Source organism: Fluviicola taffensis DSM 16823, from assembly GCF_943372375.1.
In the GTDB taxonomy this organism is placed as follows: Bacteria; Bacteroidota; Bacteroidia; order Flavobacteriales_D; family Crocinitomicaceae; genus Fluviicola; species Fluviicola taffensis_A.
Map to the genome: position 1 here is coordinate 367,915 of NZ_CALRYJ010000001.1, position 26,558 is coordinate 394,472.

Consider the following 26,558-nt stretch of genomic DNA (forward strand, 5'->3'; position numbering starts at 1 on the left):
TCGCAATTCAACTAAAAACCGTCCGGATGACTTCCAGTGATTTCATTTTGCGCATTCCGCTTACATGAAACTGATAATATTCCAACCAGGCATCAATGAGTTTCACCCGTTCTTCTTTCGGGATTGAAAGTGACAGGAAATCAAGTTTGTCATATTGTAAACTGTCTGCAAGCCAATGCAACCAGGTTTCTTCCAGATATGCCGGAAGAAATGGAAGTTCGTTGGTGAATTTACCTTCCTGCAATTCGAAATATCTGGGTGGATTGCTTTGAATTTCTGGCTGAAAACCTTCCAATTTAGAAACCTGCGCTAAAAACCAGATCAGGTAATTGCTGAGTTCTTCTGTCAGATTCAACCATTGGATTTCATCACTTAAAAACCGGAACAACTTTTTGTCCTGATGATTATCTCTTAAACAGATCATCATCAATTCGGAAACAAAAAAAGCGATGCTTGATTTCAAGGGATTCGCCAAAAGGTGATGCAATGGCTCCGTACTCTCCATTTCCGTCAACTTCAGCAAGCTGCTGTCGCCCCGCTTATAATAAGTGATTTCCACCAATTCCAATGGAAATAAGATCAACCCTTTCTTCTTTTTAGCTCCCTGAAATAAAAATGTTTGAAGTCCCGATTCCAGTGTAAACAGATTGACGATCAAACTGGTTTCAGAATAGGGCAAGCGTGATAAAACAACCGCTTTATCTGTCGTTTTCATCGGATTACGACTACCTTCCCTACTTTCTTCCCTTTTCCATCCGATGGAGCAGTCCAGATAAAATAAACTCCGGAACTCACGTCTTCACCTGTCAATCTTTTTCCGTTCCAGGTAGCTGTTCCACCATTGGAAGTGGTTTTGTACACCAAATTCCCTGCTGCATCCGTGATTTTCACATCACTTCCGTATTTAATTCCCTGAATGGTAATCGGTCCGAAGAAATCTGGTTTTACCGGATTCGGGAAAACAGTTGTTGAAGCATAATCAGCATCTTCGTAATTGGCATCTGCACGATAAGAAACCATTCCATTGTCAGTAATGATGAAAAGTTCACCTGTCAAGTGATTAAACTCCATGTCCAAAACCACATTTGAAATCATGGGGGAATTGTCCTTATTGAAATTTGAGATCACCTCTTGTCCATCTGCTGAAACCAGGAACACTCCGGATTCAGCCGTTCCGATCCATTTCCGATTACCCCCATCAACCTCGATATCCGAGATATATGAATTTCCAAGCAGCATCTCCACATTTCCATCATAGGTTACCAAAATACGAGAAACATCCGTTGTTCCCGCAGCCGAAAAAATACCATCACTGTTATACAGAACAGCTAATCCATTGTCCGTTCCAACCCAGATCTCATTGTCAAAATCCACCGCAATTGCCGTTACATTATCCGAAGGCATATTTCCTGAACCTGCACCGGTTTGCATCACTTTGATGATATCATCTGAAGTATTGGAAATGGTCCCGTTGTCCTTGTACCCCATCAATCCTTTACCATAAACCCCAACCCATTTATTGCCGTTGTAATCGATTGCCAATTCCGATGCAAAAGCCGCAGAAATCAATGGATTAGTTGACATTGCGTACCAGCTCCCATCTGCAGTCCGAACCTTCAATATCTTGTTCGAATAACCATTTACAATCCATAAATTTCCATCATCATCATACTCGAGAGCGGTAATGCAGGTCATGTTGTTACCCAAAGTGGTATTTTCCAAAATTGAATTGGAAGCTCCGTAAACCTGCGTTATTTCAGAACCATTAGCGATACTTAATCCGTTCAGACAATATCCGCCAAACGCAACTTCCTCCAGATTCTTCGGATTGATTGCTGCTGCACCAATGTCCCAAATACCGGTTCCCCACATACTTGATTGTGTCTCCTTATCATACAGGTTCCAATCTTCATCCTTCATCGTATACCCTCCGGAAACACTGAAATTCAAAGTGACACGATCAATGGTCCCACCTGTTACCACAATCTTTCCTTCGTTCCCGTTGATACTGAAAAAGTCATTTTTTGGCGGACCTTCCCCGGAAATCATTTTCGAAGTTCCGAAGACATCGTATTTCACCAATCCATTTTTAAAATCTGCAACCCAGTAACTGTTTCCGTCATATGCAACAGACTTAATTTGAGGAGATGGATTGGAATAATTATAGACTGTAAAAAAGATGGATGCATCCTCATTAAAAAGGACATATGAGTCTGAAAAACTCACCCCCAGTTTATTGTTTACCAGCTGAAATTGAGTGATTTCCATATTAAATTGATGACCGATCACCTCTTGCAGACCGCCGGCAGTAACCTTCATAATCGAATCCCCGCCATATACTTCTCTTCTGCTCCAGATATAAAACTCATTATTCAATACGACCGCTTTTTGATAAGAGACCTCCAAAACCGGAACATCCACACGTGTATCCACTGACCAGTTATTCGGGTTTCCCAGCAAGGGATTATTCTCAAAAGCTTTGACCATTCCATCGTTGTGCAATGCATAAATGGAATCATTTAAAAACAAGACCGATTGATAGTTTTTCGGACTCGCGAACGGATTGTAGGTGTCTTTTACTTCATGCTTGATGGGATCCAACACGATAATCGCGAAACCAGTGGCAGCAAACACCTTTCCATCTCTCATGGTAAAACTATTGATGCGTTTGTTTCCGCTGATTGCAGCCAACTTGACTGCAGGAATATTCACGATGGTTCCATCCGAATAAAGTTGATCGATATTCCCATTATCATAACCGATAAAAAAGGATTTTGTTCCCGAGTGGTAAGAAATGCATGATACCAGGATATCCGAAAGACCATTTTGATCATTGTATATTTTGGTTTCTCCCGCAGCTTCATCGTATTCAATCACGCCGGTTTTCAAGGCTGCTAATGCAAGACCATCTCCATAAGCCACATCAATTGCCTGTGAAGCAGATACATGCATGCGCCACTGACCCATTCCAAGCTGTGCAAACGTTGATGAGGACAGACCTATTAAAATCACTAAAAGAAGATTTCGCATGAAAATTGTTTTGGTGTATAAACGCATTCTCTTCAAAATTATTGGAAAATTCGCAAGAGAAGTGAAAAAAGCAACTAATTTTGTGGTACGGTCGAGAAATCTCAATCGAACTGGCTCCGTGGCGCAACTGTATAGCGCATCAGATTTCGGCTCTGAGGGTTGGGGGTTAGAATCCCTCCGGGGTCACAACAAAAAGAAAAGCCTTGATCCCGTACATACGGGATTGAGGCTTTCTTTTTGCACTTCATTCTCATTCTCCGTCTGATTCTTTCTGGCTTTTCTTTTTGAGAGCGAGAGCGGAGAATGAGAATGAGGAAGGGATCTGTGTTCGAAGCTTCAGTCTGATTTTCCTCCCTTGAGGGAGGATTAAGGAGGGTGGCGAAGAAAAACCTCCCGAAAACCCTTGATTTTATTCGGTTTTTCAAATATCCAAAGCGGTTAGAATCCTAATGGCTTTCAGCAAACGTTCTTTCGGGAATTTTTAAACACGTCATCATTTTCAGAATTATTGTGTAGTATTGAGGTAATAACGTAACAAAACCATTCACAAAGATTCTTGAAATTCAGAGTGAAATCCGAGATTTTAAGTCGTTGGAGTGAGGCATATATACAAGTTATACGCAATGATTGACCACTGTAGAACATTTTTCGTTCTAATAAAGAAACTATTATGAAGTATTTAGTATTCATTCTATCAATAATCTGGACTAGTGTTAGTTTTAGCCAAGGGTACAGTCCATTCACTACGGTCTCTCCTAAAAGATTTGTGAATCCAATTGATCCTTCTGATAATGATTATTATTTCTTATCTACCCTAACTTCATTTAGTGGTGACACCACAATATTTAATCAATATCTTAGACAGTCGAACTATACCGTCAATGTTACTGGAACCGTATGTCAAGGTTGGGGAGGTGTAATCCAACCAACTGCCGACACTACATGGCTTGGTCGCCAATTCACTTACAATGCATTAACTGAGGAATTAGTTCATAGCAACGCGTCAGGTGAAGTATTATCCTTCGATTTCGGTTTAACCCTTGGTGACTCGGCTATTTTTTATAGTGGAGTTAGCTATGACTACTTCATCAGGTATGATGTTCTCAATCAAGAATCAGTAATCGATTCATCAGATTGGGTCAAAACGTTCACCATTTGGAAATATGATGGATTAGGGAATTTGCTTTCAAGCCCACTCAATGGATTTGAAATTAATTTAAGTGAGAACTATGGTATAGTTAGTTTCATCGATTGTCATTCATTTCCGTCTATTGAAAAAGGTCTAACATTAATGGGGCAACTTAACCCCACAATAGGTTACTATCAGCTAACCTATGATGAAGTCTATCCATGGGCACCAGGTGACACTCTTGAACTAAGAGGTGTAAACTTCCTCCAAGGCTGGGGTCTCCAAACAACTTCTCATAAACTAATTACTATTCAAAATAGAATTGAAACAAGTGATTCGGTATGGATATACTTAAATATAGATACGCAAATAGATGAGACCCCTATAGGTGCTCCGGGTTACCCTGATCCATATAATATCATCTACCCTAACCCCATTGTATACGAGAAAGGGAGCATCATATATGCCTTACCCCACAAAGGAGTTCAAGGCTCTGCAATTTACCTACATGACTCAATTGACAACTGTGGTATTAGGGCTAGAATCAGAATGTATGATGAATTCAACATGTATTGCGATAGTTGTGATTGCTTTGTGCCATATGATGGAAACGGTTCTTCAGCATACAGTGATGAATATCAAGAAGGCTTGGGTATTGTGTACTCCAGAATTCAACAATATGGAAACTGGGCAGACCTCACTGAAGCAGAACTTATTTATAGCAATGTTGGTGGTGTACAATGTGGTTCGTATACCTCCTTGGCTGTTGGAGAACTCGAATTGAATCACGACAAAGAATTAATTAAGATCGTGGATCTTTTAGGAAGAGAGACTACAATTAAACCTAACACTGTCCAGATATATATTTATAGTGATGGCTCTATCGAAAAAGTGTTCAGAGTTGAATGACAAGCATCAGCGTATAACAGCCACTAAAAAGATAGGGCAATAATTACACTGAGAAAAAGCCACTACCTTTCCTAGTGGCAAATCTTTTAAATAACTATGCTGTCTCTTAATCTTGATTAAGGGTGTTCGACTTTGGAGGCTTTTCTTTTTACAGAGCGAGAATGAGAGCGGAGAATGAGGAAGGAAATCCGTGTTCGAAGCTTCAATCTGATTTTCCTCCCTGAGGGAGGATTAAGAATGGTGGTGAAGTAAAATCTCCCGCAAACCATTGATTTATCCCCGTTTTTGATCATTGTCAACGGTCCAAATACATTAACTTTCTTATAAGATCGATTCCCCATTCGAATTTGTAGTTAACACTTCACTCATGTAATCGAAAAACGGACGAAGTTCCTGGAATGTTTGATCTAGTCTTTCCACGAAGTCTGATTGCAGTACTTCCTTGTCCGTAAAATCATGTCTCAAAATAAATTGCTTTTTCCGCAATAGCTCAATAGCCGGATGATCCTTATCAAAACCTTTTGGGGCTGTTTTTACTCCATCACCCTTTAATTCCTCGAATACCTCAATAAATTTAGGCTGACTTACCAGTTCCTTCCATTCTTCGTAATGGAAACTGATATCCTCCCGAATGCGTTTTAAATCATCCGGATTTGGAGAAAAGAATCCTCCGGCCATAAAACTGTTTCCTGGTTCCAGGTGAAAATAGTATCCACCTCGCAAATAGGTTGTTGCTCTGCTGAATCGGATTCCGAAATGTGTTTTGTAGGGTGCTTTATCTTTTGAAAAGCGTGTATCGGCATAAATACGAAACAAACTTGCTTTCCCTGATGGTGTTTCAATTGAGTCATGAACCCTCATTTTTTCGAGCAAAGAATCCGCAAAAGCAATGGTATCTTGATGCGCCTTATCATAAACTAGTTTGTTTGTTTGAAACCAATCACGGTTGTTATTTGCTTTTAGATCGGACAGAAAATCCAGCGTATATTGTTGTATCATAGTATAAAGGTATGAAGAAGTAAGCCCTATGCTCACACTTAATTTAGACTTTTTCTTTCAGGGACGAGTGTGAGTATTGAGAGTGAGGGAGAATTAGAGTAAAGAATTTAAATCGTCTATCAAATAGTTCGAAATATCTCTAATCAGGATCACGAAAAGAAAAAGAGTGTTTGACGCAAGTTGAATGCTCTTTTCAATCTGAGACTTGTTATCAAAATCCTAAATTTTTCAAATTACAAATGAATATAATCATACACTAACTTCCTCTTTGAGTATAGGAACTGTTTCATATTTGTGATTCCATTCTTTAATACTTTCTAAAATCGGCAAAAAAGCCAGACCTTTTTCAGACAATTTATATTCTACCCTTGGCGGTAGTTCTTTATAGGCAAATCTTTCTAAGATACCATCTTCTTCCAATTCTTTTAGCTGTTCGGTAAGCACTTTTCGAGTTATGTGCGGTATAATGGCATCTAACTGTCCAAACCGAATAGTGCGAGTGCTAATTACATTTATAATTATCGGCTTCCATTTATTACCAATGGTCCCAATCGCTCTTGTAAACGGGCAATTTGAATTGCAAAATTTCTCGTCTCTCATCGTTTTTTAATTAGTGGTTACTTACTGGTAACCAGAATACATCTTTATGGTTACAAATATATACTAATGAAGGTACCTTTACGAAACAATTGTAAAAAAATAGAAAAAATGAGTTTAAAAAACAAAGTAGCCGTGATTACAGGTGGTAATAGTGGTATTGGATTTGGTATTGCTGAAGCATTAAAAAATGAAGGTGCAAAAGGAGTTATTGTTGGCAGAAATCAGCAAACTTTAGATAGTTCTGTGGTTAAACTTGGTGATAATTTTATAGCCATAAATGCCGATGTAACAAACCTTGCCGATCTGGAAAGAGTATTTAAAGAAACATCTGAAAAGTTTGGTAAAATAGATGTGATAGTAGCCAATGCAGGTGGTGGAACTGTCGGAACTGTGGCAACTCTTGGCGAAGCCGAATTTGACCAGACAATTGACTTAAACCTGAAAAGTGTTTACTTCACCGTTAATAAAGCACTGCCTTATATGAATGATGGCGGCTCTATTATTCTTATCGGGTCAAACGCAGCACATCGGGCATATCCAAATTTCACGCTTTATGGTGCTGCAAAATCAGCTGTAATCTTTTTTGCAAAAGCATTTTCAAGTGACCTTTTAGGCAGAAAAATCAGAGTAAATGTTATAACACCCGGCACAACAGATACACCAGCATTTGACAAGTTTATTCCCGAAGATCAAATTGACGTTATAAAAACACACTTTGCGAGTGAAATGCCAATAGGAAGAATTGGGCAACCATCTGATATTGGTAAAACAGCAGTTTTTCTCGCTTCTGATGATTCCTCGTTTATACTTGGCGCTGAAATCCTTGTAGATGGAGGTATGTCCTATCTGGCTAAATAATAATTCTAAAACCAATTTTTAAATAAATGGATATTACATCACACATTGAAGTATTAAAAAATCAAAGATCAGCGTTGCTCTTGCAATTGAATGGTTTGAGTAATGAAACTTTAGGGTTTATACCAGATGGGAGCAACAATAATATTCTTTGGAACCTTGGTCACATTTTGGTGATACCACAATTTCACCTTTATTCGGCTAGACAGCTTGATCCACATATTCAGCAGCATTTCATTCAAAATTACATGTCAGGAACCAAACCTGGCTCAATTAATATTGATTTAGAATTTAAGGAAATAAAAGAATTGTTGCTTCCCATATTGGATTTATTAAAATCTGATTTCGATAAAGGAATGTTCAAAGATTTTAAAGCTTTTGGCAATTTGGATTTTACTAGCACACTAGAGCTTTTAATCAAACATGAATCGGGTCACATTGCCAAAATTAATCAGATACGAACATCTATCAATACGACGGTTTGAATTAACAAAACGCATAAACATTAATTAAATAACAAAATGAGTAAATTAAATAACAAAGTAGCGGTAGTTACAGGTGCATCAAAAGGAATCGGTGCAGGAATTGCAAAGGCATTTGCCAAAGAGGGTGCAAAAGTTGTTGTCAATTATGCTTCAAGCAAAGAAGCAGCAGATAAATTGGTGAAAGCAATAACAGATCAAGGAGGCGTAGCAATTGCGGTTCAGGGTGATGTATCGAAAGAAGCAGATGTCATTAGATTGTTTCAAGAAACAAAGAATGCCTTCGGTACTCTCGATATTTTGGTTAATAATGCAGCTTTTCAAGGATATACACCCATTGAACACGTATCAGTAGAATCTTTTCACCAGCATTTCAATACCAATGTCCTTGGATCGATACTTGCGATTCAGCAATCTTTGGAACTGTTTGGTGACAAGGGAGGCAATATCATCAACATCAGTTCAGGTGCAAGTAAAATGCCCCTTCCATCAGCTTCATTATATTCTTCAAGTAAAGCGGCACTTGATGCTATAACAATTTCATTGTCAAAAGAATTAGGTGCGAAAAATATTCGTGTCAATTCTATTTTACCTGGTGCTACAGAGACAGAAGGTGCTATTAATGCTGGTGTTACGGTTGGTGGTGAATATGAAAAAATGTTTATTGCCAATACACCGCTTGGTCGTAGAGGCTTACCGGAAGATATTGCAAAAGCGGCTGTATTTCTTGCTTCTGCAGATGCAGCTTGGATTACAGGTGAGCAAATTTCAGTTTCCGGAGGTATGTATGGTTTTTAAATTCGTAATTAAGTCCCTACGATAAAATCTCATCCATCGTGTTCGACTCTAGTTGCGGTAGCCTCACAAAAAAGAACGGGAGTGTTACGAAAGTAATGATCCCGTTTCTTTTTTGCCCCCTTCTCTCAAACTCAAACTCGCTCCGAAAATTCTGTGTTTCGTTCTTTTCTTTCAGGGACGAGTGTGAGTTTTGAGAGCGGAATTCGTGTTCGAAGCTGGGATTTCGTTTCCCCTTTATCCTGGCGCTGACCTTGCTCCACCATAGCAGTTACGCGAAGGTGAAGAGCTCTAGCATAGGCGCAGAGAGGATTAACACTTACACCACTGCGGAAAGGATTGCATTAACCACTTACCGTGACAAAAAACACCTATTTCCCGATAATTTTCTTTCTATGAAGATAGCCCCATTCACGGAGCGCATAAATAACAGTACTTAAAGTTTCTGCGTGTTTGGTAGTGGAATACTCAACAATCGGGGGAAAAGCATCATAAACTTTACGAACAACTAGTTGATTTTCTTCCAAATCTTTTAACTCCTTTGACAACATTCTGTCGCTTATTCCATCTATTTCCCTCGCAATTTGCTTAAACCGTTTGGTACCGTTTAACAAAGCAATTAATATCTGTAATTTCCACCGACCGTTAAGTACTTCCAAAGCATCTTTGACAGCCATTAAATCGGCTTTTGAACAGTCATTGTTTTGTGTTTCTTGTTTCATTTGTTACTGTGCTTACTATTAGTATAGCGCTTACTATTAGTATAGTGCTTACGATTGTTTAGCGAATGTAGATAATTTTGCGACAGAACATTAAAACAGATACAAAGTGAAACGAATATTGATTTTAGGTGCAACAGGACGAACAGGAAAATTGGCAGTAGAATACGCCCTGGGACAAGGATATTCCGTAACAGCTTTGGTCCGAAATCCCGAAAAGATAAGTTTGAGTTCAGACAAATTAACTGTCATAAAAGGACAACCAACAAACATTCAAGACATTCGACAGGCAATAGAAAACTGTGACTATGTAATTAACGTATTAAGTGCCCTTTCTGAAAAGGACAGTATTTCGTTTAAAAAGATAGACCCGCCTCATACCTTAGAAAAGACCATTTACAACGTTATAGAATGTATGCGTGAACATGGCATAAAACGTATTATTTCTCTATCTTCCATTGGCGTTGGAAACTCATACAAATACGCACCTTGGTTTATGAAGTTGTTTATCAAAATATCCAATTTCAAAATAGTGTTTGCTGACCATAACAAGCAGGAACAATTACTTCAAAATTCGCAACTTGATTGGACAATTGTAAGACCTGTTGGACTGAACAACCAAGAAATATTGCGAAAATTGGACGTTTGTTACGATAAAACGCCAAAGCCTTTTAAAATGAGCCGAAAACAGTTAGCCAAGTTTATGATTGACAATTTGGAAACAACCGGTTTCATTCATAAAACACCGATATTATCGGAAAGATAAACCTATAAGATTTCAAATCTGACAATCGTGGAAACCGTGAATTTGAAAGACAGAAGCAACGATTTAAGTAATAGTGGAAATTACATCGCTGCATCCAAGTAACAAAATCAGATTTTACTAAAATCAATCACCTTTCCCATTCTGACCTGTTTTTTAAAATTGGGACAGAAGTGCTAACTTTGAACAGTGGTAATTCTAATCAACAATCGTTTTAAAAGGCAAACAAAATGATAGAAAACAATCCGGAATACACTAACTTTAGAATAGCGATACCGACCAGATTTGAAGAAGTATTTACTCATTTTTATTTTGCTGAAAACAAGTCAAACGAACTCATCACCAAAACATTATTGCCGTCCTACCAAACCATTTTGATTCTCAGTTTCGGAGAAAAACCCTATTTACTTTCCAAACAACAGACGCGGATAGAGATCGACAAATACCTGATGATTGGTCCGATTAAGCACGCTTTTGATTACGCTCTCCCTCCAAATTCCGAAATACTAACCATCAATTTTAAAGATGACGCTTTTTACCGTTTTTTCGGTAATGCAGCAATTGCTGAGCACGTACCTATGAATCCGGAGGATTTAGTAAATGACGATTGCTTTAGCATGTTGTGGTTTGAACTGAGTAAATTGACCGATATCCATGCAAGAGCTGAGCACCTCCTTAAATTCAGTGAGCCTTATTTAGTAAATCGGAATGCAATTGCCGAACAATTAGCAAACTTCAAGGAGCAATCCTTAAATCCGATCAAATCTGTTGCCTGTCAGAATAGCCAGACAGAGCGAAATATACAACTCAACCATAAAAAGCACTTTGGTTATTCCGCTAAAGAACATAATCGCTATGAACGGTTCTTAAAAACAGTGGAACTCATTCAAAGCCTGGCTTCCTCCACTTCAAAAATAGATTGGTTTGAAATTGTAGCAGCATGTGGTTATTATGACCAAAGTCAGCTTATAAAAGACTTTAAGCACTACCTCAACCTTAGTCCAACCAAATACCTCCAATTTCAACAGGACATTTGCAATCCAATATCCTGATTTCGTTTTCTTACAATTTTAGCCGATAACCGCATCCTACATTTGTTTCATCAAAATACAAAACGATGAAACATTTAATTATTTATTCCCATCCTAATCCCAATAGCTTAAACAGCCATTTCAAAAACACACTTGTTGAACATCTTGAACAAGGTAAACACGAAGTGATCGTAAGGGATTTATATCAATTAAACTTTAACCCGATACTTTCTTTGGAAGATATGGCAGGTCAACGAAATGGATTGGTAGCAGAAGATGTAAAACAAGAACAAGACTTCATTACCTGGGCAGATTGCATCACCTTCATTCATCCAATTTGGTGGACTGGTTTACCTGCCATCATGAAAGGATATATTGACCGGGTTTTTAGCTATGGTTTTGCCTATCGATACGATCAAGGTATCCAAAAAGGATTACTTGTTGGCAAGAAAGCTTTCATTATCAATACACACGGAAAATCAAAATCAGAATATGAAGCAATCGGAATGGACAAAGCTTTACTGCTGACTTCCGACAAAGGGATTTACCTATACTCAGGGTTGGAAGTTGAAGAACATTTCTTTTTTGACAAAGCCGATAGACCCCTTCCTGAAAGCATCGAGAATTGGACAATCGAAATTAAAAAGTCTTTTTAATACGAACTAAAATCAATCCAAATGGAACAAACAGCAAAAACAACAGCTAACAAATGGGTGATGAATCCATTACTTTTTAAAAGCTACAAAGTAGTAAAGAAACTAATCAAATACAGTTTTTATGTAACGGTATTATACTTTGCTTACGAAGGATTTATGGCTTGGAAATAAGGTCATTTTTCAAGCTAAAAATTATTCTGTAAAATCCTTGTTTAACAGCATTGGTTAATACAAAAAATACTTAATTTAAGCGTGATTTATAAAACCTCTATTCATGGCAACAATAAAAAACCTGGAACTCAAAGTAGTTCGTGGAAAAACAAAAAACCGTGCTAAAATTTCATTAAAATTCGACGTATCATTTACCCAAGCCGAACGCACACATCGACTCAAATTTGGCATGTATGCCGGAATCTATGAAATTGATTATGCAGAAGATTCCTCCATACTACCAATACCGAATGGGTACGAAAGTCTAAGTATTCTCAATCTGAAATCTACGAGCAATAAACCCACCAATAGCGAAGATGATTTTATCACCTGGTTAACTCCTCAAGTGATTAATCCAAATGGCAGAACAAAAATAAACTATGCGCTTGAAGCTGAAATACTTGTAAAAAACAGGAATGTCTCAGACGAAACTTTCAAGGCTTTTGTTTACGTCATTCCGGAGATATTTGCTGGTTTTGGATGGAGTGAAAAGGCAACTATTCCAAAAGAAACAACTACTGATACCCCACCTGATGTGAAGCAAGAACCTGTGAAAGAAGTTAAGGATGGAGTGATTGCAGAACAGAAAACTCCACCGCAAGAAACAAAACCCAAGCCTATCGTAAAATCGAAAATAGTTAAAAAGGCTGCACCAAAAATTGTCAAACAAGCTCAGCCAAAAGCATAAAAAAATGGGGGAAGTGAACTTCCCCCATTTTTTGTTACCGTCAGAGGTATTAAATCTTGGACTTGATTGCATTGTAAACCGTTTGTCCTTCACCTTCCGTTTTGTAAGATATTTGCTCATGTGTATAAATATCCGTGTTGCTTAAACTCAATTGTTTCTTTAATAAATTAACCAAATAGGCTGTTGAATCTGCTTGTGCAGTAGGAACAGAATCCCATGTTTTAGTAGACTCGTGGTAAGCACCCACTACTTCAATTCCAATGGAATCTTCATTAAAAGGGTATCGATTCGGATATGATTTTTTAGATTCATGCTTATAGACTTTGTGAACCTTATCACCATATATTATCTTTTCACTCCAAAGGTCTTTAATGATTTTTGCATCATCTACTGAACAGGATTTTTCTTGCTCGCATTTGGATCGGATCTTTCCAACATGGTGAGCAATTCGATTAGTCCCGACCGTTTGAATGATTGCGCCATCTTTTCCTACAACAAAATGCGCCGCAATCCCTTTTTTAAATCCTTCCACGGTATTATCTGTACTGTCATTTTCCGTTCGATGTAAAACAATTGCAACCGGTGTCATCGCCCCGTGATCGGCTTCTTTAACTTTATCAATTTTTATCTTGCTATCGCTAAACCAACCGTTGGTCAATGTGCTACTTCCACCTGTAGTCTTTACAGGACTAGGGGTAGGAGCCGAGGAACCTTTCTTCGAAATCGGAATCTGAATGGTCTCATTCAAACCAGGCTGCCACGAATCTGATTTTCCATTTTTTGAAATGGTCATGTCAGCCAGTTCTTTTACTTGTTTGGCATTTGATGCGTCCGAAGCGGGAAGGTTCCATTTGCTGCGGATAATGGACCACAATCCTTCATTTGCCTTCACTTTATATGTTGTCCAGTTGTAATCTGTTGGATTCAGATTACTGGTGCCGGCAACAGACGAACTTTTTTTGGCTGTCGGAATCTGAATGGCATCGTTTAATCCGGGTTGCCACGAATCTGATTTCCCATTTTTTGAAATGACCATTTCCACAAGTTCTTTTACTTGTTTGACATTCGATGCATCAGAAGCCGGAAGATTCCATTTGCTGCGAATAATGGACCACAAAGTTTCACCTGCCTTAACCTTGTATGTTTCCCAGGTATAATCATTCGGATTCAGACCAAACGCGTTTATAAAACTTCTACCCTCGGACATTCCACCGGATGAATAAACGAAGCTATTTGCACGGTTTTTCCAACCTTTCAGGAATTGTTCCATTTGAGGTTTCTTTTGTACCAAATGTTCGTAGTATTGGATCCGTCTTGAACGGAAGGCGTTGAAGACCTGTTCTGCATTTAATGCATTTATTGCATCCAATATATCCCGATCCATAATTCCGCTAACTGCTACCGACTTTCCTAATCCATTCAAAGTTCGTTGCATGGTACGAATAGCATTTGATCCGGCATTGATATAGAAATCCACGTATTGATAGGCAACCTGTACATCCTTGATGTCTTCGCCTGACAATTTGTTCCAGTAGATCTGCTCGTAAATCAGTCCGGCTTGTTCATCGGTCAGTTTTTTTAAATTCTCCAAAGTCGGTTCGATCGCTAAAAGTGATTCTCCATATTTTTGGAAAGTTGCTATGGTTATTCCTTTATTGGTCGCACCTCCCGGATCAGCCGGATTATTCACAAATCCTCCTTCATGCTTCAAAATGGTAGGCAAAAAGGCTTTAAACTTAGCACTTTTAATGTGGGGAAAAGGATCTGAAAAGGACTGGGATGAGGATAATCTAACCGATGTTTTAAACGTTAAGAAAGTGTCTTCATACGTATTGAAATTCCCGTAAACACCATTTTGAAATAAATCGTATTCTGCATTTCTACGTCTGAAAAGACCTCTTTTCTTAACACCGCCTGAAGTAACAATATCCATTTCAAGTGCAGCAGCGGCGAATTCTCCGTTATTGATTAAGGTCCCAAAATTCATGGATAAGGTGTTTCCGGTACCTGCATTGTAGACATAACTTACGGCCGCATCGAATTGATGTTGAGCTAATGTGGTGGTGACAAAATTAGCTACTGCATTTTCAGCCCAAGCTAAATCACCTTCCAAAAGCGTTTCTGCTTGCGCTGCCGTAATTCCATTTTGGAATTGATAAGTTCCTTGTCGGTATGCCTGCACTTCTGCATTTGTTAAGCGATGTCCGTGACCGATCGTTAAAAACCCTCTCCATGTAGTTGGGTTTTGCACATTCGGATTTGCATCATCGTAGACATAATCACGGTATCCTTCACATCGTTTCAGGAATGCGATACCATTTGCACTCATCTGTGTAGGTCTGGTCAAACCTCCGCTATAATACGATTGGCCTTTGCTCGTTTTATTAGTTAATTGAACATAGGTGGTCCCTTTTATCAAAGCACCTTTTTTTACCAATGCCAATAACTGACCTTCGCTGTACCCAAAGGTCATTTGCAAATGTGGCTTATCTACAAGGTTTTTAAAATCTCCGCCCCATTCAAAGCCCATTGCTTTACCTTCTTTTCCAATTAAGCTCCATCGCTTTTGGTCATAGCCTTTTTCGTAGCCAAATTGCGGTTTAATTTCTACCACATCAATGGCCAATCCATAATTGTGGTAACTTTCTCCCGCACGTGCATTCGTTACTTTTTTTCCGGGTTTCGTTCTGCCTTGCGCATACAATTCATCCTGTTCTTCAAATGTACGATACGGATTATCGGTTACACGAAGCTTCATTCCGTGCTTCGTATCCATCAGGTTGATGTACTCTGCAACCGTCATTCTGATATCCGGATGCAATTCCAGAATTCTTTTATCGGTGTGAGTGTCCCAGGTTTTTGGAATACTCAAGGCAGAGACGCGTGCTTTTTCATAAGAGAGACTAAGCGATTTGGAACCTGATGTAGTGGTTACGATTGTCGCATTATTTCTTACAAAACCGAGATGTCCGTGATCGTTATGTCCATCCTCTCTTGCTACATTGTTCAGATTACCGCTGTTTCCCTGGAAATTTGATGTGAAACCGAATTGTCTGGCAGTATCGAAAAGCGTTTGGTTATTTTCTCGACTAAAATTCGGATTGTTAAATGCGTTTTCCGCTTGAAAACTGGTTCCTTGACGATTTAAATAGCGGAAATCGACATCTAAACCGGAGCGGTTTCCATTATGACCGTGTCCTGCATGGTGAGCGAAACCTGCTTGCCAGGGATCTCTTCCATTCGAAGAAGACATGTCTCCAAGAGAAACGGTAAACTGATGGTCTGCATTCAATCGACGCATCAAACCGAACAACGCCGCAGCAGTAATAGGAAGCAAAAAATGGTCTCCGGGACCGTAAGCTACCCCGTTATCAGTTCCTCCTGCATCCACCGTCCCGTAGCGTGCAAAGCCAATTCCGTTATCCGGGAACTGTACCAATCCACTAGCATTAGTAACTAAGGTATAGGTTGGATTTTGGTTGCCTTCAAAAAAATAGCGATGTGTCGTATTCGTTCCGGCAGTATAAGTGATTGTTCCATTATTTGCGATAACATAATCATGGGACGTACCTGTTTTTGCCATTGATAAATCTGACAATGACCTTCCGTAGCCCAGATTTTGAGGCAATTTCTTTTGAGCCCTTTCAATTTCAAGTAAAACATTTCTATCCTTACGTTTCTTTATGAAATTTTCCATAATCTGAATTTTATTAATTGTGAGTAGTGATTAATTTATTTTTATCGTATCAACAGCTATTAATTCAAGCTGTTTTGACTGCAGTAGTTTTTCTTCAGAAGGCAAATGCAATCGATGCAAAACACTGTTTACAGGTTTTTCCCGGAGCATTTTCTTCCATTCGCTATTCCCCGAACCTTCGTATGGTAAAATCGGCAGTTCAAAAGCCCCATCCTGACCAGCTACTTGAATTCTTGCTTTTGCTTGTAACAAGCTGTTTTTTAGTTCAACTGGATACGAGACTAGCAAAACAAACGAACCTTTGCTATCTGTTTTTGCAAAATCTACCACCGATTTTGTTGACAATCGTTTACCTTGAACAAAAATCCCTTCCAATTGCACAGACATTCGCGGAAGTAAGGTGTTTTGACCACTACGCATGAGTTGTCCTACAACAAGCAGGTAAGCCGACGAAGCATTTTGTACAGATACAGGCAGCGCAGGTTGTTTTAATCCACTTCCATTGATTTGAAAATCAGCTTTTGGTGGTTGGCCAAACCCTTGAACCCTACTTTGAAGTTTCAATAATCTGTTCATAATTCAGCAGATTCATTTGTTTCCACCTCATCCACAATAATTTCGGCATCTTCATAGTTATTGTTGGTTTCTGTTCTTTGCTGATTATCTGAATTTGATTCGGCTAAAGATTCCATATACTCAAAATCTTCTGCCATTTCCATTCCATCCAAAGTCATTGCAGCCTCTGTAACTACGTCTTCCAATTTTTGTTTTTGCGAAGTCTCCTTCAATAAGTCGGCATCTACACTATCAAAAATTTCTTCCAGATGCACATCACCCAATTGGAAGGTTTGCAAACGATTCATATCAAGCGCTAATTGTTCAAAAACAGCTTCATCTTTCACCATTTTTTCTTCCACCTGCTGCACGGACGGATCATTTGTCGGTTTCGTTTGCTCTTCTTTTGCATGGGTATCATCTGCATATTCCGTTAATTGTGCTAAGCTTTTCTGACCTGACAGCACGGCTTGCAAATCACGAGCAAATTGATCGTTAATATCTTCGTCTTCTATAGCATTGTCCTTTCTTGAATTCGTGTCTTCTTCAAATAAATGATCATCCACCTGAAAAACATCTGAAAAAGGATTGTTTCGATCTGCCGGTTCTTCCTTCAAATCTGCTGAAGGATGGAAGTCATCATCATCATCATAGGCTTTAGCTGTAGCATAAGTTTCCTCCCCCGACAAATCGTATGCTTTCGCCATTGCTAGTTCACTTTGATCTTCATTGTCGTCATCAAACTGGATGTTCTCATCCTCTTCATGATCATCGTCCGCCTCAAATGCCTCGTGCAAATAGTTGAATGCATCAGATTGTATACTCATGCCATGATGATAGGATTTGTGACTTTTTTCGTGGGTGTTGTTGTTTACGATTAAGCCATCCTTAAACATCAATTTTATTGGTTTTTTATGATCATAATGACCTTTTGAAGCTCTTTTATGCATTAATTTCTTAAATTCTGGTACCATACTATTTTTGTTTTTTAATACAAGCTCACTTAGGATTTGCAGTAACATTCAGATTAAAGACCGTATGTTCGTCCAATTGGACAATCAATTGGTTGTCTTTTTTTGATGGCAACTCAGCCAATTCCAACACAATTTGATTTGCACCCGCTTGAATAACTCTTACTTCCTTACTATTTAACAATGCTTTGAGCTGATCCGAATTTTTAATTACCAGATTTTCCCCTTTAATTGCCAAAACATTTTTCCCTTGTACATTTGCCAATTGAGCTGCAAATACTTTTGGTGGATTCTGACCCCGTTGAGCTTTATTTATTAACCCTGCTAATTTTTTAAAATCAATGCTGCCTGAGGAACCACCTTCACCTGTTGTTCCCGGTTTACTCACCTTGATATTTTGATTTTGGATTTTTTCCACCTCTTTGGCAGATCTTATTCCCATCCTGTTCAATTGAAGTTTCGTTTCGGGATCAATTTCTTCAATTTCATCCAATGCGATATCGTCTGCTTCAATTGGTTTTTTTGCTGTTTCCCGAATCTGACGATCCGTTATGGATCCTAACGACAGACTAATTTTAGAAGTACCCGATTCGCCGGAACCTGCCGTAACAAAACGAACATCTTTTCCATTGTATTCCGGAAACACATGCAATTCCATCGAAACATCTTTAACAGCATAAGTCAACGGACTACTCAATCCCTTAATGGAAAGCGTCTCACGAGCCTTGTCCAGCTCGTAAACCAGAGAATCAATAAAATCCTCTAATTGCCAAGATTTATTATTCTTGTTCGCCATTGAGATCTTCTAGTCTAACAATTGTTAATTTCAAATTTTGTATCGTCGGCATAAAACTCGTTTCGATATGTTGAGTCGGAGGTGCCGAACCTAAGGTTATTGTGTTGTCATCATTCACCAAAACATCTATTTCCAAGGGTAGATCAACTATAATCTTGTCAACCTTCAGCGCTTCCCAAAAATCAGACTCCGGTGCTGCATGCGTAATAGCAGACAACGACTCGATAAGCACTGAAAAGGGCTGAAGCTTTTCGTCAATTTGATTATATGTTCTTTCCGTTGTTTTCAAAAGTTTTTGTTGAAATTTTATAGTCAATATCTACAGGAGTTGCAGTCACTTTTTTGTCAAAAACCACCTTCAACCCATCCAGTAATACCGTCGCATCTTGTGCGCTAAAGGCACCAGAAACAGATTGGACTGCAGGGAATAACGTTTGCTCTTTCATAGTTACTAATTTGAGGTTACACCAATAAAATGTGCCGAAACGATGGAAGGAAAGAATACGACTTCTTCGATTGTATTTTCAACATTTCCATATTGATTTACAGCCCCTTCCTTGCGCAAATAAACTTCGGTTGCCTGAACTTCAGGATAAACCCAAAGTGCGGCCATTTCACCCGTTTTCCCTTTATATTCAAGACCGGTTCGGGAAGCTTTTTGCTGATTTACAATAAAATCTTCCGCTTCTACTGCAGCAAGTTGCTGCTCCGTGAGCATTGGAAACGATCCAAGAGCAGGTAGCAATTGATTGAGTACAGTAGGACTCATAACCAATCCGGATTTCATTTTACCTTCCATCTTTCGAGGTCTTGCAGGAGACATCAACTCAATGGTTTCCATTTGTGCATTGCGGGTTCTTCCGTGCTCCAAAGCAAAGTAATATTTGCATTCAAACTCGTAGCGCACAACATCTTCCGTAAAATCAGATTGCCATACTTTATGCCAAAACGCACGATACGTATTGATATCATTCAATGGAACAGGTTCTTTTGACGACCCGATTCTATCGTAGAAATAACCCGAAGTAACCAGGATCGGAAGGTCAATCGATGCGCCCAATTTCTCACCGTTCTTCCCGCGCCAAATTACCGCAATATATGCCTTGTACATTTCACCGGGAATTAAATCATCCGCCAAATAGGCCGGTATTTCAGGTACAATCGATAAAATCCCTTGATTCGATCCGTTGTGTTCCAAGCGGTGCTGAATCAGTGTCTCACCATTTTCCCGCCGAACAATCAATTGAACAATTCCTTTCGGAATCTCTTTTGGCGCGTTAATCTTTAGAGGGAAGCCCATTGCTCTGCCATAAGAAAAGCAAAAACACGATTGATTTCTATAGGACAAGGCACTTAAACCTTGAATTTCCAAACGGGCTAAAGCGCTGTTCTTAAATTTAATGGAAGGGAAAGGGTAGGTTTTTACTCCCATTTGATTTAAAAGCCCTTGTACATCCGCATCTACAACTCCCGGATTTAATTTTATTATCGTATCCAGCTCATCTTTGTTGATGTCAGCACCAATCTGTCCCAGCTTCTCTAAACCATCTGTAATGCTGGAAATCAAGGTGGTAATTGTCGCTGGATCCATCATCGCACGACTTGTACTTGAGACGCTCATCTGATTCAAAAGTCCTTGTACATCCGCATCTACAACTCCAGGATTCAGTTTTACAATCGTATCCAGCTCATCTTTGTTGATCTGAGCACCAATGGTTCCTAATTTCTGTAATCCGTCTGTAACGGCAGAAATCAGAGTCATAATCGTCATTGGGTCCATCATAGCTCCTGACCACTTAGTTGACCGGGCATAACTTTTACTTTCACTTTTGGTTTCCTGACCGGATGAAGCAGGGGTCAATAATCCTTTTAGCAAATCCATTACCTTTTGCAACTGTTCCGGATCTTGAATCAATTTTAATAACTGATCCTGTAAACCGGATTTACTTCCACCTTTTTGGTCCGTTTTTGGTTTTCCTCCGAGCAAACTACCAATCATGGGAATCGCTTTCGGCAAGAACTCCATCAATTTATCTAAAAACAATGCATTTGAAACGGGCTTCTCTTTGTATTGAAAAGCAACACTTCCCATTGCTTTTTCGATAAAAACCGGAGGGTTCGTCTGAACTGAAAAAGAAACTGAATTTTGCATGGAATGGTTATTCGTTGAGCTGGGAATTACGCGGACAATAGACGAAATAGCAATTCCATTTTCATCCTTGTCCTTGTACGAATACAATTGCACATACGCATATTCATGGGTAATTAAATTTGCGGGTATCTCAAAATGTATTCTACCAAATGATGAATCCAGAATAGGTCCATACATGGGACTTGCAAACTTTTGGTCCTTAATCAAAGGAACGCCATAACGGCTGAACGTCTCAGCACCACCAACAATAATCCGGAAATAGCGGTTCTTACCTATATCACCGGAAAATTGTTGATTATTCCCTGAATTCACATCATATTTTAAGAGAGCAAGTGCCATATCAATCTATTTTTTTGCTTCAGCCGGATTGGAGCGATTCGGATTAGTAGCTATTTCAGTATCACTTTCAATTTTGTAGAGATCTACAAACTTATCCAGCTTGAAGTAGTCGGTTGAAAACTGTAGCTCCACGTTTCCGGTTAACTTTGCCGCCAATTCATCGTGCATCGAACTTTTTGCAGACGAAACGCTCACCGAGGTTGATTGTCTCGAGTTACTCGTACCACCGGAAGGACCGCCAAATATGGAACCGATTAATCCACCGCTAGCTTTCATGTGGGTTCCTCCGGATGAACTGTTTTTGTTCATCGCCTTGTCTTGAAAAGAAGCATCAGTTGTGGATTTAAAGTCAAATGCAACACCTGCTTTAATCGTTCCTTTATCAACAACCATTCGGGTAATTCCCATCATAATCATTTGTTGCAGGATTTTGCGATGTTCTTTTGCCATCTTCAATTTCGCATCCATTATTGCGGCTTTGACTTCATTGTCCTCCATATCAGCAGGCTCACCGTCTTTCCCCATTAATTTTGCTCCATCTTCATCAAAGGATAAATTGAAATTATCATTCGAATTGGCTAATTCACCGAATGCATCCTCATCACTCACTTGCTTCACAAATTGAGCAACCGACTTAGACGCCTCTTTCATTAAACGAATATAATTTTCAGTTTGTTCCTTCATTACGGCCATGTTTGCATCAAACACACCCTTAACAAGGTCCTTTACGAACGTTGGAAAATCGACTGTATCAACGAGTTCGTCAAAAGCTTCGACGCCTCTTCCAATGTCTGCTTTATGTCGACTGTCTTTGATTAGATCACTGGCTCTATCAGCCGTTTGAGATCCTCTCATTTTATCAAGCATTCCATTACCCTGCTGTTCGGACAAACGTTTAGCATTGGCCAATACCATGTCTTTGTACATGGACATTTGGTCGGGTCTGGACATCACTTGAAATGCACTGCTCCTACTAAGGACTTCTTTTGCTTCGGAGCGCGCAAGATTTTTTATTTCTTCAGGAGATAACTCTGGCATAATTGAATATTTTAAGTTTAATACTTGAACAAATCATTGATTGGTTGTAAACAAATTAATTGTCCCAATCTTCAAATTCTTCTTCAACTGCTGCTAATTCCCCTTTGCTGATTCCGCTATTATCTGTCGTGGATCCTTCCTGGCTCAAGGCTATGATGTATGACTCTGCTGACTGAATGAAACTGATAAATTGGTTATTATCAAACATCGCATCGTTGAAGTTTGAAACATACTGGAACAATTTGTAACCCTCAACAGCTGCTGTTTTATACGCTGTAATATTCGGTGCGGAACCATAAGTTTCTTTATGCAAACCATCAATAACAGACCAAATGTTCTTACTTCTTCCAGGAGCAATTTGATTGATAATCGAATCATCTGAAAGAATTTCCATGGCATCTTGCAAATGGTTGTACATTTCAGTAGCCTGAACATGAGCCATCCCCGTGAAAAACGATGTTAAGTTGTATTGAATTTCACGAATTAATTGGGTGATCGGCAAACGAGAAACAAAATCACGATTATTGGATGTTTCCGTTTTAGTAATGTACTCCACAATTTGATGCATTAATTCAGACCACAGACGTGAGAATGACTCATTCACAATAGTGCCTTCCAATAAAGTTGCATCGCTTAAATTAAGCACTCGTTTGAACAACATACTTCGCTCGTCGCTATTTGCTCTTTCTTCAAGTAACTTATAGAAACGATACAATTTCCCTTCAGTTGAAGGATCCGAAACAAACACATTCCCCCGAGCCCATTTCAATATCAACGCTTCGGCCAAATTAAAACATTGCAATTGCTCCCCCAACACGTAGGTGTAATACAATGCCCCGGCACCCAATATATTTCTAGGAACAATTCCTTGTTTAGCAGAACTTTCAAAAAGGTCAACAGAAAAATCCCATGTATTTTGACTTCCTTTAATTCGATACAAATCAATCGGATCAACACCACCACTTTCTACACGCAATGCATAATCCAATGCCAGTGCAAAATATTCATCAAATGAATGGTTCGTAACGGCCGAATCCAATGCTCCAATTGTTTGAGGAATAGCCAATTTCATCGAGCTCATATAATCCACCATCGCATCGATGATCTTATCCGTGAATTGATTTGGATCTACATCGCCCGAATTATTAATGTATTGGCGTACAAAATAATTAATTGGCCCCAATTCTTTCACTCGGTAGTAAATAGCAACGATGGCATCTGCCGCTTCACCTGTTGAAATTGATATATTAGATTGCATCACTACACCTAACATCATTTCACTAATTTGCGTTGCTAAATCGACATCTGCCGGTAAGCTAATTCCTCTTACGGTTAAGACTTCATCGATTAATTCGCTATAAAAATCCTGAACCAATTTCTGCAAACTGCGCATACAAGCCTGGAAGATTCCATTGACATCTGTATTATTCACATTTTCTACGAAAAATGCATAATCCAAACAAGTGGCATATAAAGCTGGAGTCGAAATAATTTTTCGTTCAACCGTGGATAAATTAGCGCTATTGATTAAGCCATTTACTTGAGTGATCACACCTGTTAATCCATTATCATTGATATGCTGGCGTATTTTGTCTTCAATATTCATTTTTACAATTTTAAAGTTGAATTATAGATTCTTTTTTTATTTAGTTATTCTATCCGCTGCGGCGGATTGTTTATTGGAAGCAGTGCTTGTGAAGCTGATTTATCGCCAGCCGCGGCTGACTTTTATTTTGAGGGAGTTAATGAGGGGGATTTAATGACCAGCGTAGTCGTTTTATACTTTTCTTTCAAATTATACAACGCTTTTGTTGCCATCTTATCCATAACCACACTCAGCTCATTTAGTTTTAAAATGTTCGTTGAAGTTTCACCAATGGATAATTTTTCAGGGAATGTTAGATTAGACAAAGGTGTCAAGCTAGAACCTGAGATCACATCAAACTGGGAAAGATTAATTGTTTTCATACTGTATTAATTTATATTTAGTTTATATTTTACCATTTGTAAAGCATCCTCTAGATTTAGCATTCCATAACCTGCTTTCAAGTCTTTGAAACTTTTTCCCAGTTTATCTGAACTATGTTTAAGGATGTATTTAATTTGTTGATCGCTTAAGGATTTTCCTTTTTGTTTTGCATACGATTTAAGCAAGGCAATAGCGCCGGTAACAAAAGGAGTTGAATGAGATGTTCCGCTCGAAAAGGCATATTTCCCGTCAATATGAGTGCTAAAAATATCTGTTCCGGGTGCAACAAAGTCTACTTGGTCCCCAAAGGTTGAAAAGGCAGCAGCTCCTATCATTTCTTTATCCAATGCCCCAACACCAATTACATGTGGCAAAGAGGAAGGATAATATTTCGCGTTCTGACCGTCATTTCCAGTTGCTGCAACAATGGTAACTCCCTTGTCACGTGCATATTTCACCACCTCTTCGTGCGGCAAACCGCCTCCTTCATGCACAATTCCAAGACTCATATTGATTACTTGAGCACCATGATCGACGGCCCATTTAATCCCGGAATTGATATTGTCAATCAACCCAGCACCAACACGATCATCCCCTCGTTTCATTGCTCCCAATACACGTACCGGAAGTATTTTGCAGTTTGGCACAACTCCGGGTGACATGTGAATTCCTTTAGCTCCAATAATGCCCGCAACATGAGTACCATGTCCAACCTCATCATCCGGATCGGTATCATATCCTAAGAAATCTCCGATAAATTCATTTGCACCTGCTATAATATCTACAAAATCATACCCCGGTAAAAGACAGTGTTGTAATTCCGGATGTTTCAACTGAACACCCGTATCCAGAACAGCAACTATGACAGAAGGGTCGCCTAAAGTATCTCTGGACACTTTATCCAATCCAATCGATTTACGAACATGATCGTAACGATATGAATCCTTTTTTCCTAAAGACATGGTTAATTCAGGGAGCGGGGTACTTGTAATTCCACCTAATTGAACGTGTTCAATTTCCGGTAGCAATTCCAATCGATTCAATAATGCCGACGGAATAGTGATGTCCTCTAAAAGAATGAATCTGTAAAACCGGTTTAATTCCGCTTTGATTTCATCTTCAGTCCAGGAAGTATGCTTTTTGGGGTATTCGGATGTAACAACATAGTTGAGATGATATTCCTTAAAAAGCTGCTCAACATTCGCCGAAAAGGATGAATCCGCTTTTGCTTTTCCCAAAGCAACATCTCCCCAAAAAGGGATATCGGGTAAATTAAAAGACCGCGAAGTCTTTAGAACTAAATGTGGTTTCATCTAGAATCGTGAATAGGGTTATTTTACTAAAATCGGTCGAATATATAAAAAATATTTTGATTCCAAATTTTTTTGAATTTTTTTCGAATACTTTGTTAAGTGTAACTTTTTATAACGATTCACCAAAAGCTGTCTGGGATGTATCTTGTTGATTGTTAGGAATCAATCTAAATAACAAATGGACTTGTGCACATACTAAGTGATCGGGCTATTTATGACCGGACGAATTAGAATAGGAGCAATACTTCCGGTGATTTCTTTTATTTTGTCCTCTTTTCTTGTACTCAAACGCACACTTCCGAGGCTCCTTTTTGACACGTTTTGAGAGCGGGATTGATGTTCTAGACTAGGATGTGATCTCATCATTCTCAATTCAGAACCTTGAATTTAAGATCCCGTGAATCCTGTGGAACTTCATTACTTGAAATCGTTTGATTTTTTCTTCAAAAAAAATAAATTTTACGTTTTACAATTATTTATCGTAATATTGCAATATAGTTTTATTACGATAAATATGGGAGCAACCAGAACAGATCATTTCACGGACGACCAGAATGAATTAGCAAATTGGATGAAAGCAATGGGGCATCCGGCCCGAATAGCAATTATTGAATTTCTATTGAAAACAGAATCTTGCATTTGTGGAGATATAGTAAACGAATTACCGCTTTCTCAACCAACCGTGTCTCAACATTTGAAAGAATTAAAGAATGTCGGAATCATTCAGGGAAATATTGAAGGAACAGCCATCTGCTATTGTCTGAACCCTGAAACAATACAAAGAATTCAAAACCGTATCGGTTCGATTTTCACTGAACTAACAAGAAAAAACGCAGAATCTTGCTGCAAATAACAAAACAAA

The 26,558-nt window shown here is 38.9% G+C and carries 26 protein-coding genes and 1 tRNA gene; 11 read left to right on the forward strand and 16 right to left on the reverse strand.

Features of this window, described 5'->3' with window-relative positions; translation table 11 throughout:
- Positions 1-7: 7 nt before the first annotated feature.
- Together recO and AAG807_RS01545 are read right to left on the reverse strand one after the other, a co-directional pair.
- Positions 8-715: a DNA repair protein RecO gene (gene recO / locus AAG807_RS01540; RefSeq protein ID WP_341900159.1), complete on the reverse strand. Its 708-nt coding sequence runs from the start codon at positions 713-715 to the stop codon at positions 8-10.
- Positions 712-3,030 (reverse strand): two-component regulator propeller domain-containing protein, encoded by a 2,319-nt coding sequence (locus AAG807_RS01545; RefSeq protein ID WP_341900162.1) that lies wholly within the window; start codon positions 3,028-3,030, stop codon positions 712-714. Before AAG807_RS01545 ends, recO begins: the two co-directional genes overlap by 4 nt.
- Before the next feature lie 112 nt (positions 3,031-3,142).
- Between AAG807_RS01545 and AAG807_RS01550 the strand changes: the two genes are divergently transcribed.
- A tRNA-Arg gene (locus AAG807_RS01550) sits at positions 3,143-3,216 on the forward strand.
- A gap of 484 nt (positions 3,217-3,700) precedes the next feature.
- On the forward strand, positions 3,701-5,068 hold the full coding sequence (locus AAG807_RS01555) for a hypothetical protein (RefSeq protein WP_341900163.1): 1,368 nt from the start codon (positions 3,701-3,703) through the stop codon (positions 5,066-5,068).
- 321 nt (positions 5,069-5,389) lie between these two features.
- Here the strand turns inward: AAG807_RS01555 and AAG807_RS01560 are convergent, their stop codons facing one another.
- A complete protein-coding gene (locus tag AAG807_RS01560; protein WP_341900164.1) occupies positions 5,390-6,067 on the reverse strand; it encodes a DUF2461 domain-containing protein in 678 nt (225 codons plus the stop codon).
- Positions 6,068-6,316: 249 nt separating this feature from the next.
- Positions 6,317-6,667 (reverse strand): helix-turn-helix domain-containing protein, encoded by a 351-nt coding sequence (locus AAG807_RS01565; RefSeq protein WP_341900166.1) that lies wholly within the window; start codon positions 6,665-6,667, stop codon positions 6,317-6,319.
- A 66-nt stretch (positions 6,668-6,733) separates the two neighbouring features.
- On the opposite strand from AAG807_RS01565, the gene AAG807_RS01570 reads away from it, so the two are divergent.
- From AAG807_RS01570 to AAG807_RS01580, 3 genes are read left to right on the forward strand one after another with little or no spacing between them, the layout of a single operon-like run.
- Positions 6,734-7,525 carry a glucose 1-dehydrogenase gene (locus AAG807_RS01570; RefSeq protein ID WP_341900168.1) on the forward strand — a complete coding sequence of 264 codons (792 nt, stop codon included), beginning with the start codon at positions 6,734-6,736 and terminating at the stop codon, positions 7,523-7,525.
- 26 nt (positions 7,526-7,551) lie between these two features.
- A complete protein-coding gene (locus tag AAG807_RS01575; protein WP_341900170.1) occupies positions 7,552-8,007 on the forward strand; it encodes a DinB family protein in 456 nt (151 codons plus the stop codon).
- A gap of 36 nt (positions 8,008-8,043) precedes the next feature.
- Positions 8,044-8,802 (forward strand): glucose 1-dehydrogenase, encoded by a 759-nt coding sequence (locus tag AAG807_RS01580; RefSeq protein ID WP_341900172.1) that lies wholly within the window; start codon positions 8,044-8,046, stop codon positions 8,800-8,802.
- A 368-nt stretch (positions 8,803-9,170) separates the two neighbouring features.
- Here AAG807_RS01580 and AAG807_RS01585 read toward each other — a convergent pair whose 3' ends face one another.
- Complete coding sequence (locus tag AAG807_RS01585; RefSeq protein WP_341900174.1) at positions 9,171-9,521, reverse strand: helix-turn-helix domain-containing protein; 351 nt, start codon at positions 9,519-9,521, stop codon at positions 9,171-9,173.
- A gap of 106 nt (positions 9,522-9,627) precedes the next feature.
- On the opposite strand from AAG807_RS01585, the gene AAG807_RS01590 reads away from it, so the two are divergent.
- From AAG807_RS01590 to AAG807_RS01610, 5 genes are all read left to right on the forward strand, one after another.
- Positions 9,628-10,284, forward strand: a complete 657-nt coding sequence (locus AAG807_RS01590) for an NAD(P)H-binding protein (RefSeq protein ID WP_341900175.1) — start codon at positions 9,628-9,630, stop codon at positions 10,282-10,284.
- Between the two features lie 227 nt (positions 10,285-10,511).
- Positions 10,512-11,333: a helix-turn-helix domain-containing protein gene (locus AAG807_RS01595; protein ID WP_341900177.1), complete on the forward strand. Its 822-nt coding sequence runs from the start codon at positions 10,512-10,514 to the stop codon at positions 11,331-11,333.
- Positions 11,334-11,398: 65 nt separating this feature from the next.
- Positions 11,399-11,968 (forward strand): NAD(P)H-dependent oxidoreductase, encoded by a 570-nt coding sequence (locus tag AAG807_RS01600; RefSeq protein ID WP_341900179.1) that lies wholly within the window; start codon positions 11,399-11,401, stop codon positions 11,966-11,968.
- Between the two features lie 21 nt (positions 11,969-11,989).
- A complete protein-coding gene (locus AAG807_RS01605; protein ID WP_341900181.1) occupies positions 11,990-12,139 on the forward strand; it encodes a hypothetical protein in 150 nt (49 codons plus the stop codon).
- 103 nt (positions 12,140-12,242) lie between these two features.
- Positions 12,243-12,866 (forward strand): hypothetical protein, encoded by a 624-nt coding sequence (locus tag AAG807_RS01610; protein WP_341900182.1) that lies wholly within the window; start codon positions 12,243-12,245, stop codon positions 12,864-12,866.
- A gap of 49 nt (positions 12,867-12,915) precedes the next feature.
- On the opposite strand, the gene AAG807_RS01615 is transcribed toward AAG807_RS01610, so the two are convergent.
- The 11 genes from AAG807_RS01615 to AAG807_RS01665 all read right to left on the reverse strand — a co-directional run bounded on the left by AAG807_RS01615 (position 12,916) and on the right by AAG807_RS01665 (position 25,696).
- Positions 12,916-16,563 carry a glycosyl hydrolase 108 family protein gene (locus tag AAG807_RS01615; RefSeq protein WP_341900184.1) on the reverse strand — a complete coding sequence of 1,216 codons (3,648 nt, stop codon included), beginning with the start codon at positions 16,561-16,563 and terminating at the stop codon, positions 12,916-12,918.
- 30 nt (positions 16,564-16,593) lie between these two features.
- A complete protein-coding gene (locus AAG807_RS01620) occupies positions 16,594-17,139 on the reverse strand; it encodes a hypothetical protein (RefSeq protein WP_341900185.1) in 546 nt (181 codons plus the stop codon).
- Positions 17,136-17,945 (reverse strand): hypothetical protein, encoded by an 810-nt coding sequence (locus AAG807_RS01625; protein WP_341900187.1) that lies wholly within the window; start codon positions 17,943-17,945, stop codon positions 17,136-17,138. Before AAG807_RS01625 ends, AAG807_RS01620 begins: the two co-directional genes overlap by 4 nt.
- A 172-nt stretch (positions 17,946-18,117) precedes the next feature.
- Positions 18,118-18,885 (reverse strand): hypothetical protein, encoded by a 768-nt coding sequence (locus tag AAG807_RS01630; protein ID WP_341900188.1) that lies wholly within the window; start codon positions 18,883-18,885, stop codon positions 18,118-18,120.
- The gene (locus AAG807_RS01635; RefSeq protein ID WP_341900191.1) at positions 18,869-19,174 is read right to left on the reverse strand and encodes a hypothetical protein; all 306 of its coding nucleotides are present in this window, start codon (positions 19,172-19,174) and stop codon (positions 18,869-18,871) included. Before AAG807_RS01635 ends, AAG807_RS01630 begins: the two co-directional genes overlap by 17 nt.
- Positions 19,149-19,331, reverse strand: coding sequence for a hypothetical protein (locus AAG807_RS01640; protein ID WP_341900193.1), 183 nt, complete (start codon positions 19,329-19,331; stop codon positions 19,149-19,151). The genes AAG807_RS01635 and AAG807_RS01640 overlap by 26 nt, the downstream gene beginning before the upstream one ends.
- Before the next feature lie 5 nt (positions 19,332-19,336).
- Positions 19,337-21,376 (reverse strand): hypothetical protein, encoded by a 2,040-nt coding sequence (locus tag AAG807_RS01645; RefSeq protein ID WP_341900194.1) that lies wholly within the window; start codon positions 21,374-21,376, stop codon positions 19,337-19,339.
- A gap of 6 nt (positions 21,377-21,382) precedes the next feature.
- On the reverse strand, positions 21,383-22,414 hold the full coding sequence (locus AAG807_RS01650; RefSeq protein ID WP_341900195.1) for a hypothetical protein: 1,032 nt from the start codon (positions 22,412-22,414) through the stop codon (positions 21,383-21,385).
- 55 nt (positions 22,415-22,469) lie between these two features.
- The gene (locus tag AAG807_RS01655) at positions 22,470-24,020 is read right to left on the reverse strand and encodes a hypothetical protein (RefSeq protein WP_341900196.1); all 1,551 of its coding nucleotides are present in this window, start codon (positions 24,018-24,020) and stop codon (positions 22,470-22,472) included.
- Between the two features lie 122 nt (positions 24,021-24,142).
- Complete coding sequence (locus AAG807_RS01660) at positions 24,143-24,382, reverse strand: hypothetical protein (RefSeq protein WP_341900198.1); 240 nt, start codon at positions 24,380-24,382, stop codon at positions 24,143-24,145.
- A gap of 6 nt (positions 24,383-24,388) precedes the next feature.
- The gene (locus AAG807_RS01665) at positions 24,389-25,696 is read right to left on the reverse strand and encodes a S8 family serine peptidase (RefSeq protein ID WP_341900200.1); all 1,308 of its coding nucleotides are present in this window, start codon (positions 25,694-25,696) and stop codon (positions 24,389-24,391) included.
- Positions 25,697-26,210: 514 nt separating this feature from the next.
- Between AAG807_RS01665 and AAG807_RS01670 the strand changes: the two genes are divergently transcribed.
- Positions 26,211-26,549, forward strand: a complete 339-nt coding sequence (locus tag AAG807_RS01670; protein WP_341900202.1) for a metalloregulator ArsR/SmtB family transcription factor — start codon at positions 26,211-26,213, stop codon at positions 26,547-26,549.
- Positions 26,550-26,558: the final 9 nt, after the last annotated feature.

Bases quoted from the DNA above. Each gene is read 5' to 3' on its own strand.
- recO (WP_341900159.1), bottom strand. From the start codon at position 715: ATGAAAACGACAGATAAAGCGGTTGTTTTATCACGCTTGCCCTATTCT.
- AAG807_RS01545 (WP_341900162.1), bottom strand. From the start codon at position 3,030: ATGCGAAATCTTCTTTTAGTGATTTTAATAGGTCTGTCCTCATCAACG.
- AAG807_RS01555 (WP_341900163.1), top strand. From the start codon at position 3,701: ATGAAGTATTTAGTATTCATTCTATCAATAATCTGGACTAGTGTTAGT.
- AAG807_RS01560 (WP_341900164.1), bottom strand. From the start codon at position 6,067: ATGATACAACAATATACGCTGGATTTTCTGTCCGATCTAAAAGCAAAT.
- AAG807_RS01565 (WP_341900166.1), bottom strand. From the start codon at position 6,667: ATGAGAGACGAGAAATTTTGCAATTCAAATTGCCCGTTTACAAGAGCG.
- AAG807_RS01570 (WP_341900168.1), top strand. From the start codon at position 6,734: ATGAAGGTACCTTTACGAAACAATTGTAAAAAAATAGAAAAAATGAGT.
- AAG807_RS01575 (WP_341900170.1), top strand. From the start codon at position 7,552: ATGGATATTACATCACACATTGAAGTATTAAAAAATCAAAGATCAGCG.
- AAG807_RS01580 (WP_341900172.1), top strand. From the start codon at position 8,044: ATGAGTAAATTAAATAACAAAGTAGCGGTAGTTACAGGTGCATCAAAA.
- AAG807_RS01585 (WP_341900174.1), bottom strand. From the start codon at position 9,521: ATGAAACAAGAAACACAAAACAATGACTGTTCAAAAGCCGATTTAATG.
- AAG807_RS01595 (WP_341900177.1), top strand. From the start codon at position 10,512: ATGATAGAAAACAATCCGGAATACACTAACTTTAGAATAGCGATACCG.
- AAG807_RS01600 (WP_341900179.1), top strand. From the start codon at position 11,399: ATGAAACATTTAATTATTTATTCCCATCCTAATCCCAATAGCTTAAAC.
- AAG807_RS01605 (WP_341900181.1), top strand. From the start codon at position 11,990: ATGGAACAAACAGCAAAAACAACAGCTAACAAATGGGTGATGAATCCA.
- AAG807_RS01610 (WP_341900182.1), top strand. From the start codon at position 12,243: ATGGCAACAATAAAAAACCTGGAACTCAAAGTAGTTCGTGGAAAAACA.
- AAG807_RS01615 (WP_341900184.1), bottom strand. From the start codon at position 16,563: ATGGAAAATTTCATAAAGAAACGTAAGGATAGAAATGTTTTACTTGAA.
- AAG807_RS01620 (WP_341900185.1), bottom strand. From the start codon at position 17,139: ATGAACAGATTATTGAAACTTCAAAGTAGGGTTCAAGGGTTTGGCCAA.
- AAG807_RS01625 (WP_341900187.1), bottom strand. From the start codon at position 17,945: ATGAGTATACAATCTGATGCATTCAACTATTTGCACGAGGCATTTGAG.
- AAG807_RS01630 (WP_341900188.1), bottom strand. From the start codon at position 18,885: ATGGCGAACAAGAATAATAAATCTTGGCAATTAGAGGATTTTATTGAT.
- AAG807_RS01640 (WP_341900193.1), bottom strand. From the start codon at position 19,331: ATGAAAGAGCAAACGTTATTCCCTGCAGTCCAATCTGTTTCTGGTGCC.
- AAG807_RS01645 (WP_341900194.1), bottom strand. From the start codon at position 21,376: ATGGCACTTGCTCTCTTAAAATATGATGTGAATTCAGGGAATAATCAA.
- AAG807_RS01650 (WP_341900195.1), bottom strand. From the start codon at position 22,414: ATGCCAGAGTTATCTCCTGAAGAAATAAAAAATCTTGCGCGCTCCGAA.
- AAG807_RS01655 (WP_341900196.1), bottom strand. From the start codon at position 24,020: ATGAATATTGAAGACAAAATACGCCAGCATATCAATGATAATGGATTA.
- AAG807_RS01660 (WP_341900198.1), bottom strand. From the start codon at position 24,382: ATGAAAACAATTAATCTTTCCCAGTTTGATGTGATCTCAGGTTCTAGC.
- AAG807_RS01665 (WP_341900200.1), bottom strand. From the start codon at position 25,696: ATGAAACCACATTTAGTTCTAAAGACTTCGCGGTCTTTTAATTTACCC.
- AAG807_RS01670 (WP_341900202.1), top strand. From the start codon at position 26,211: ATGGGAGCAACCAGAACAGATCATTTCACGGACGACCAGAATGAATTA.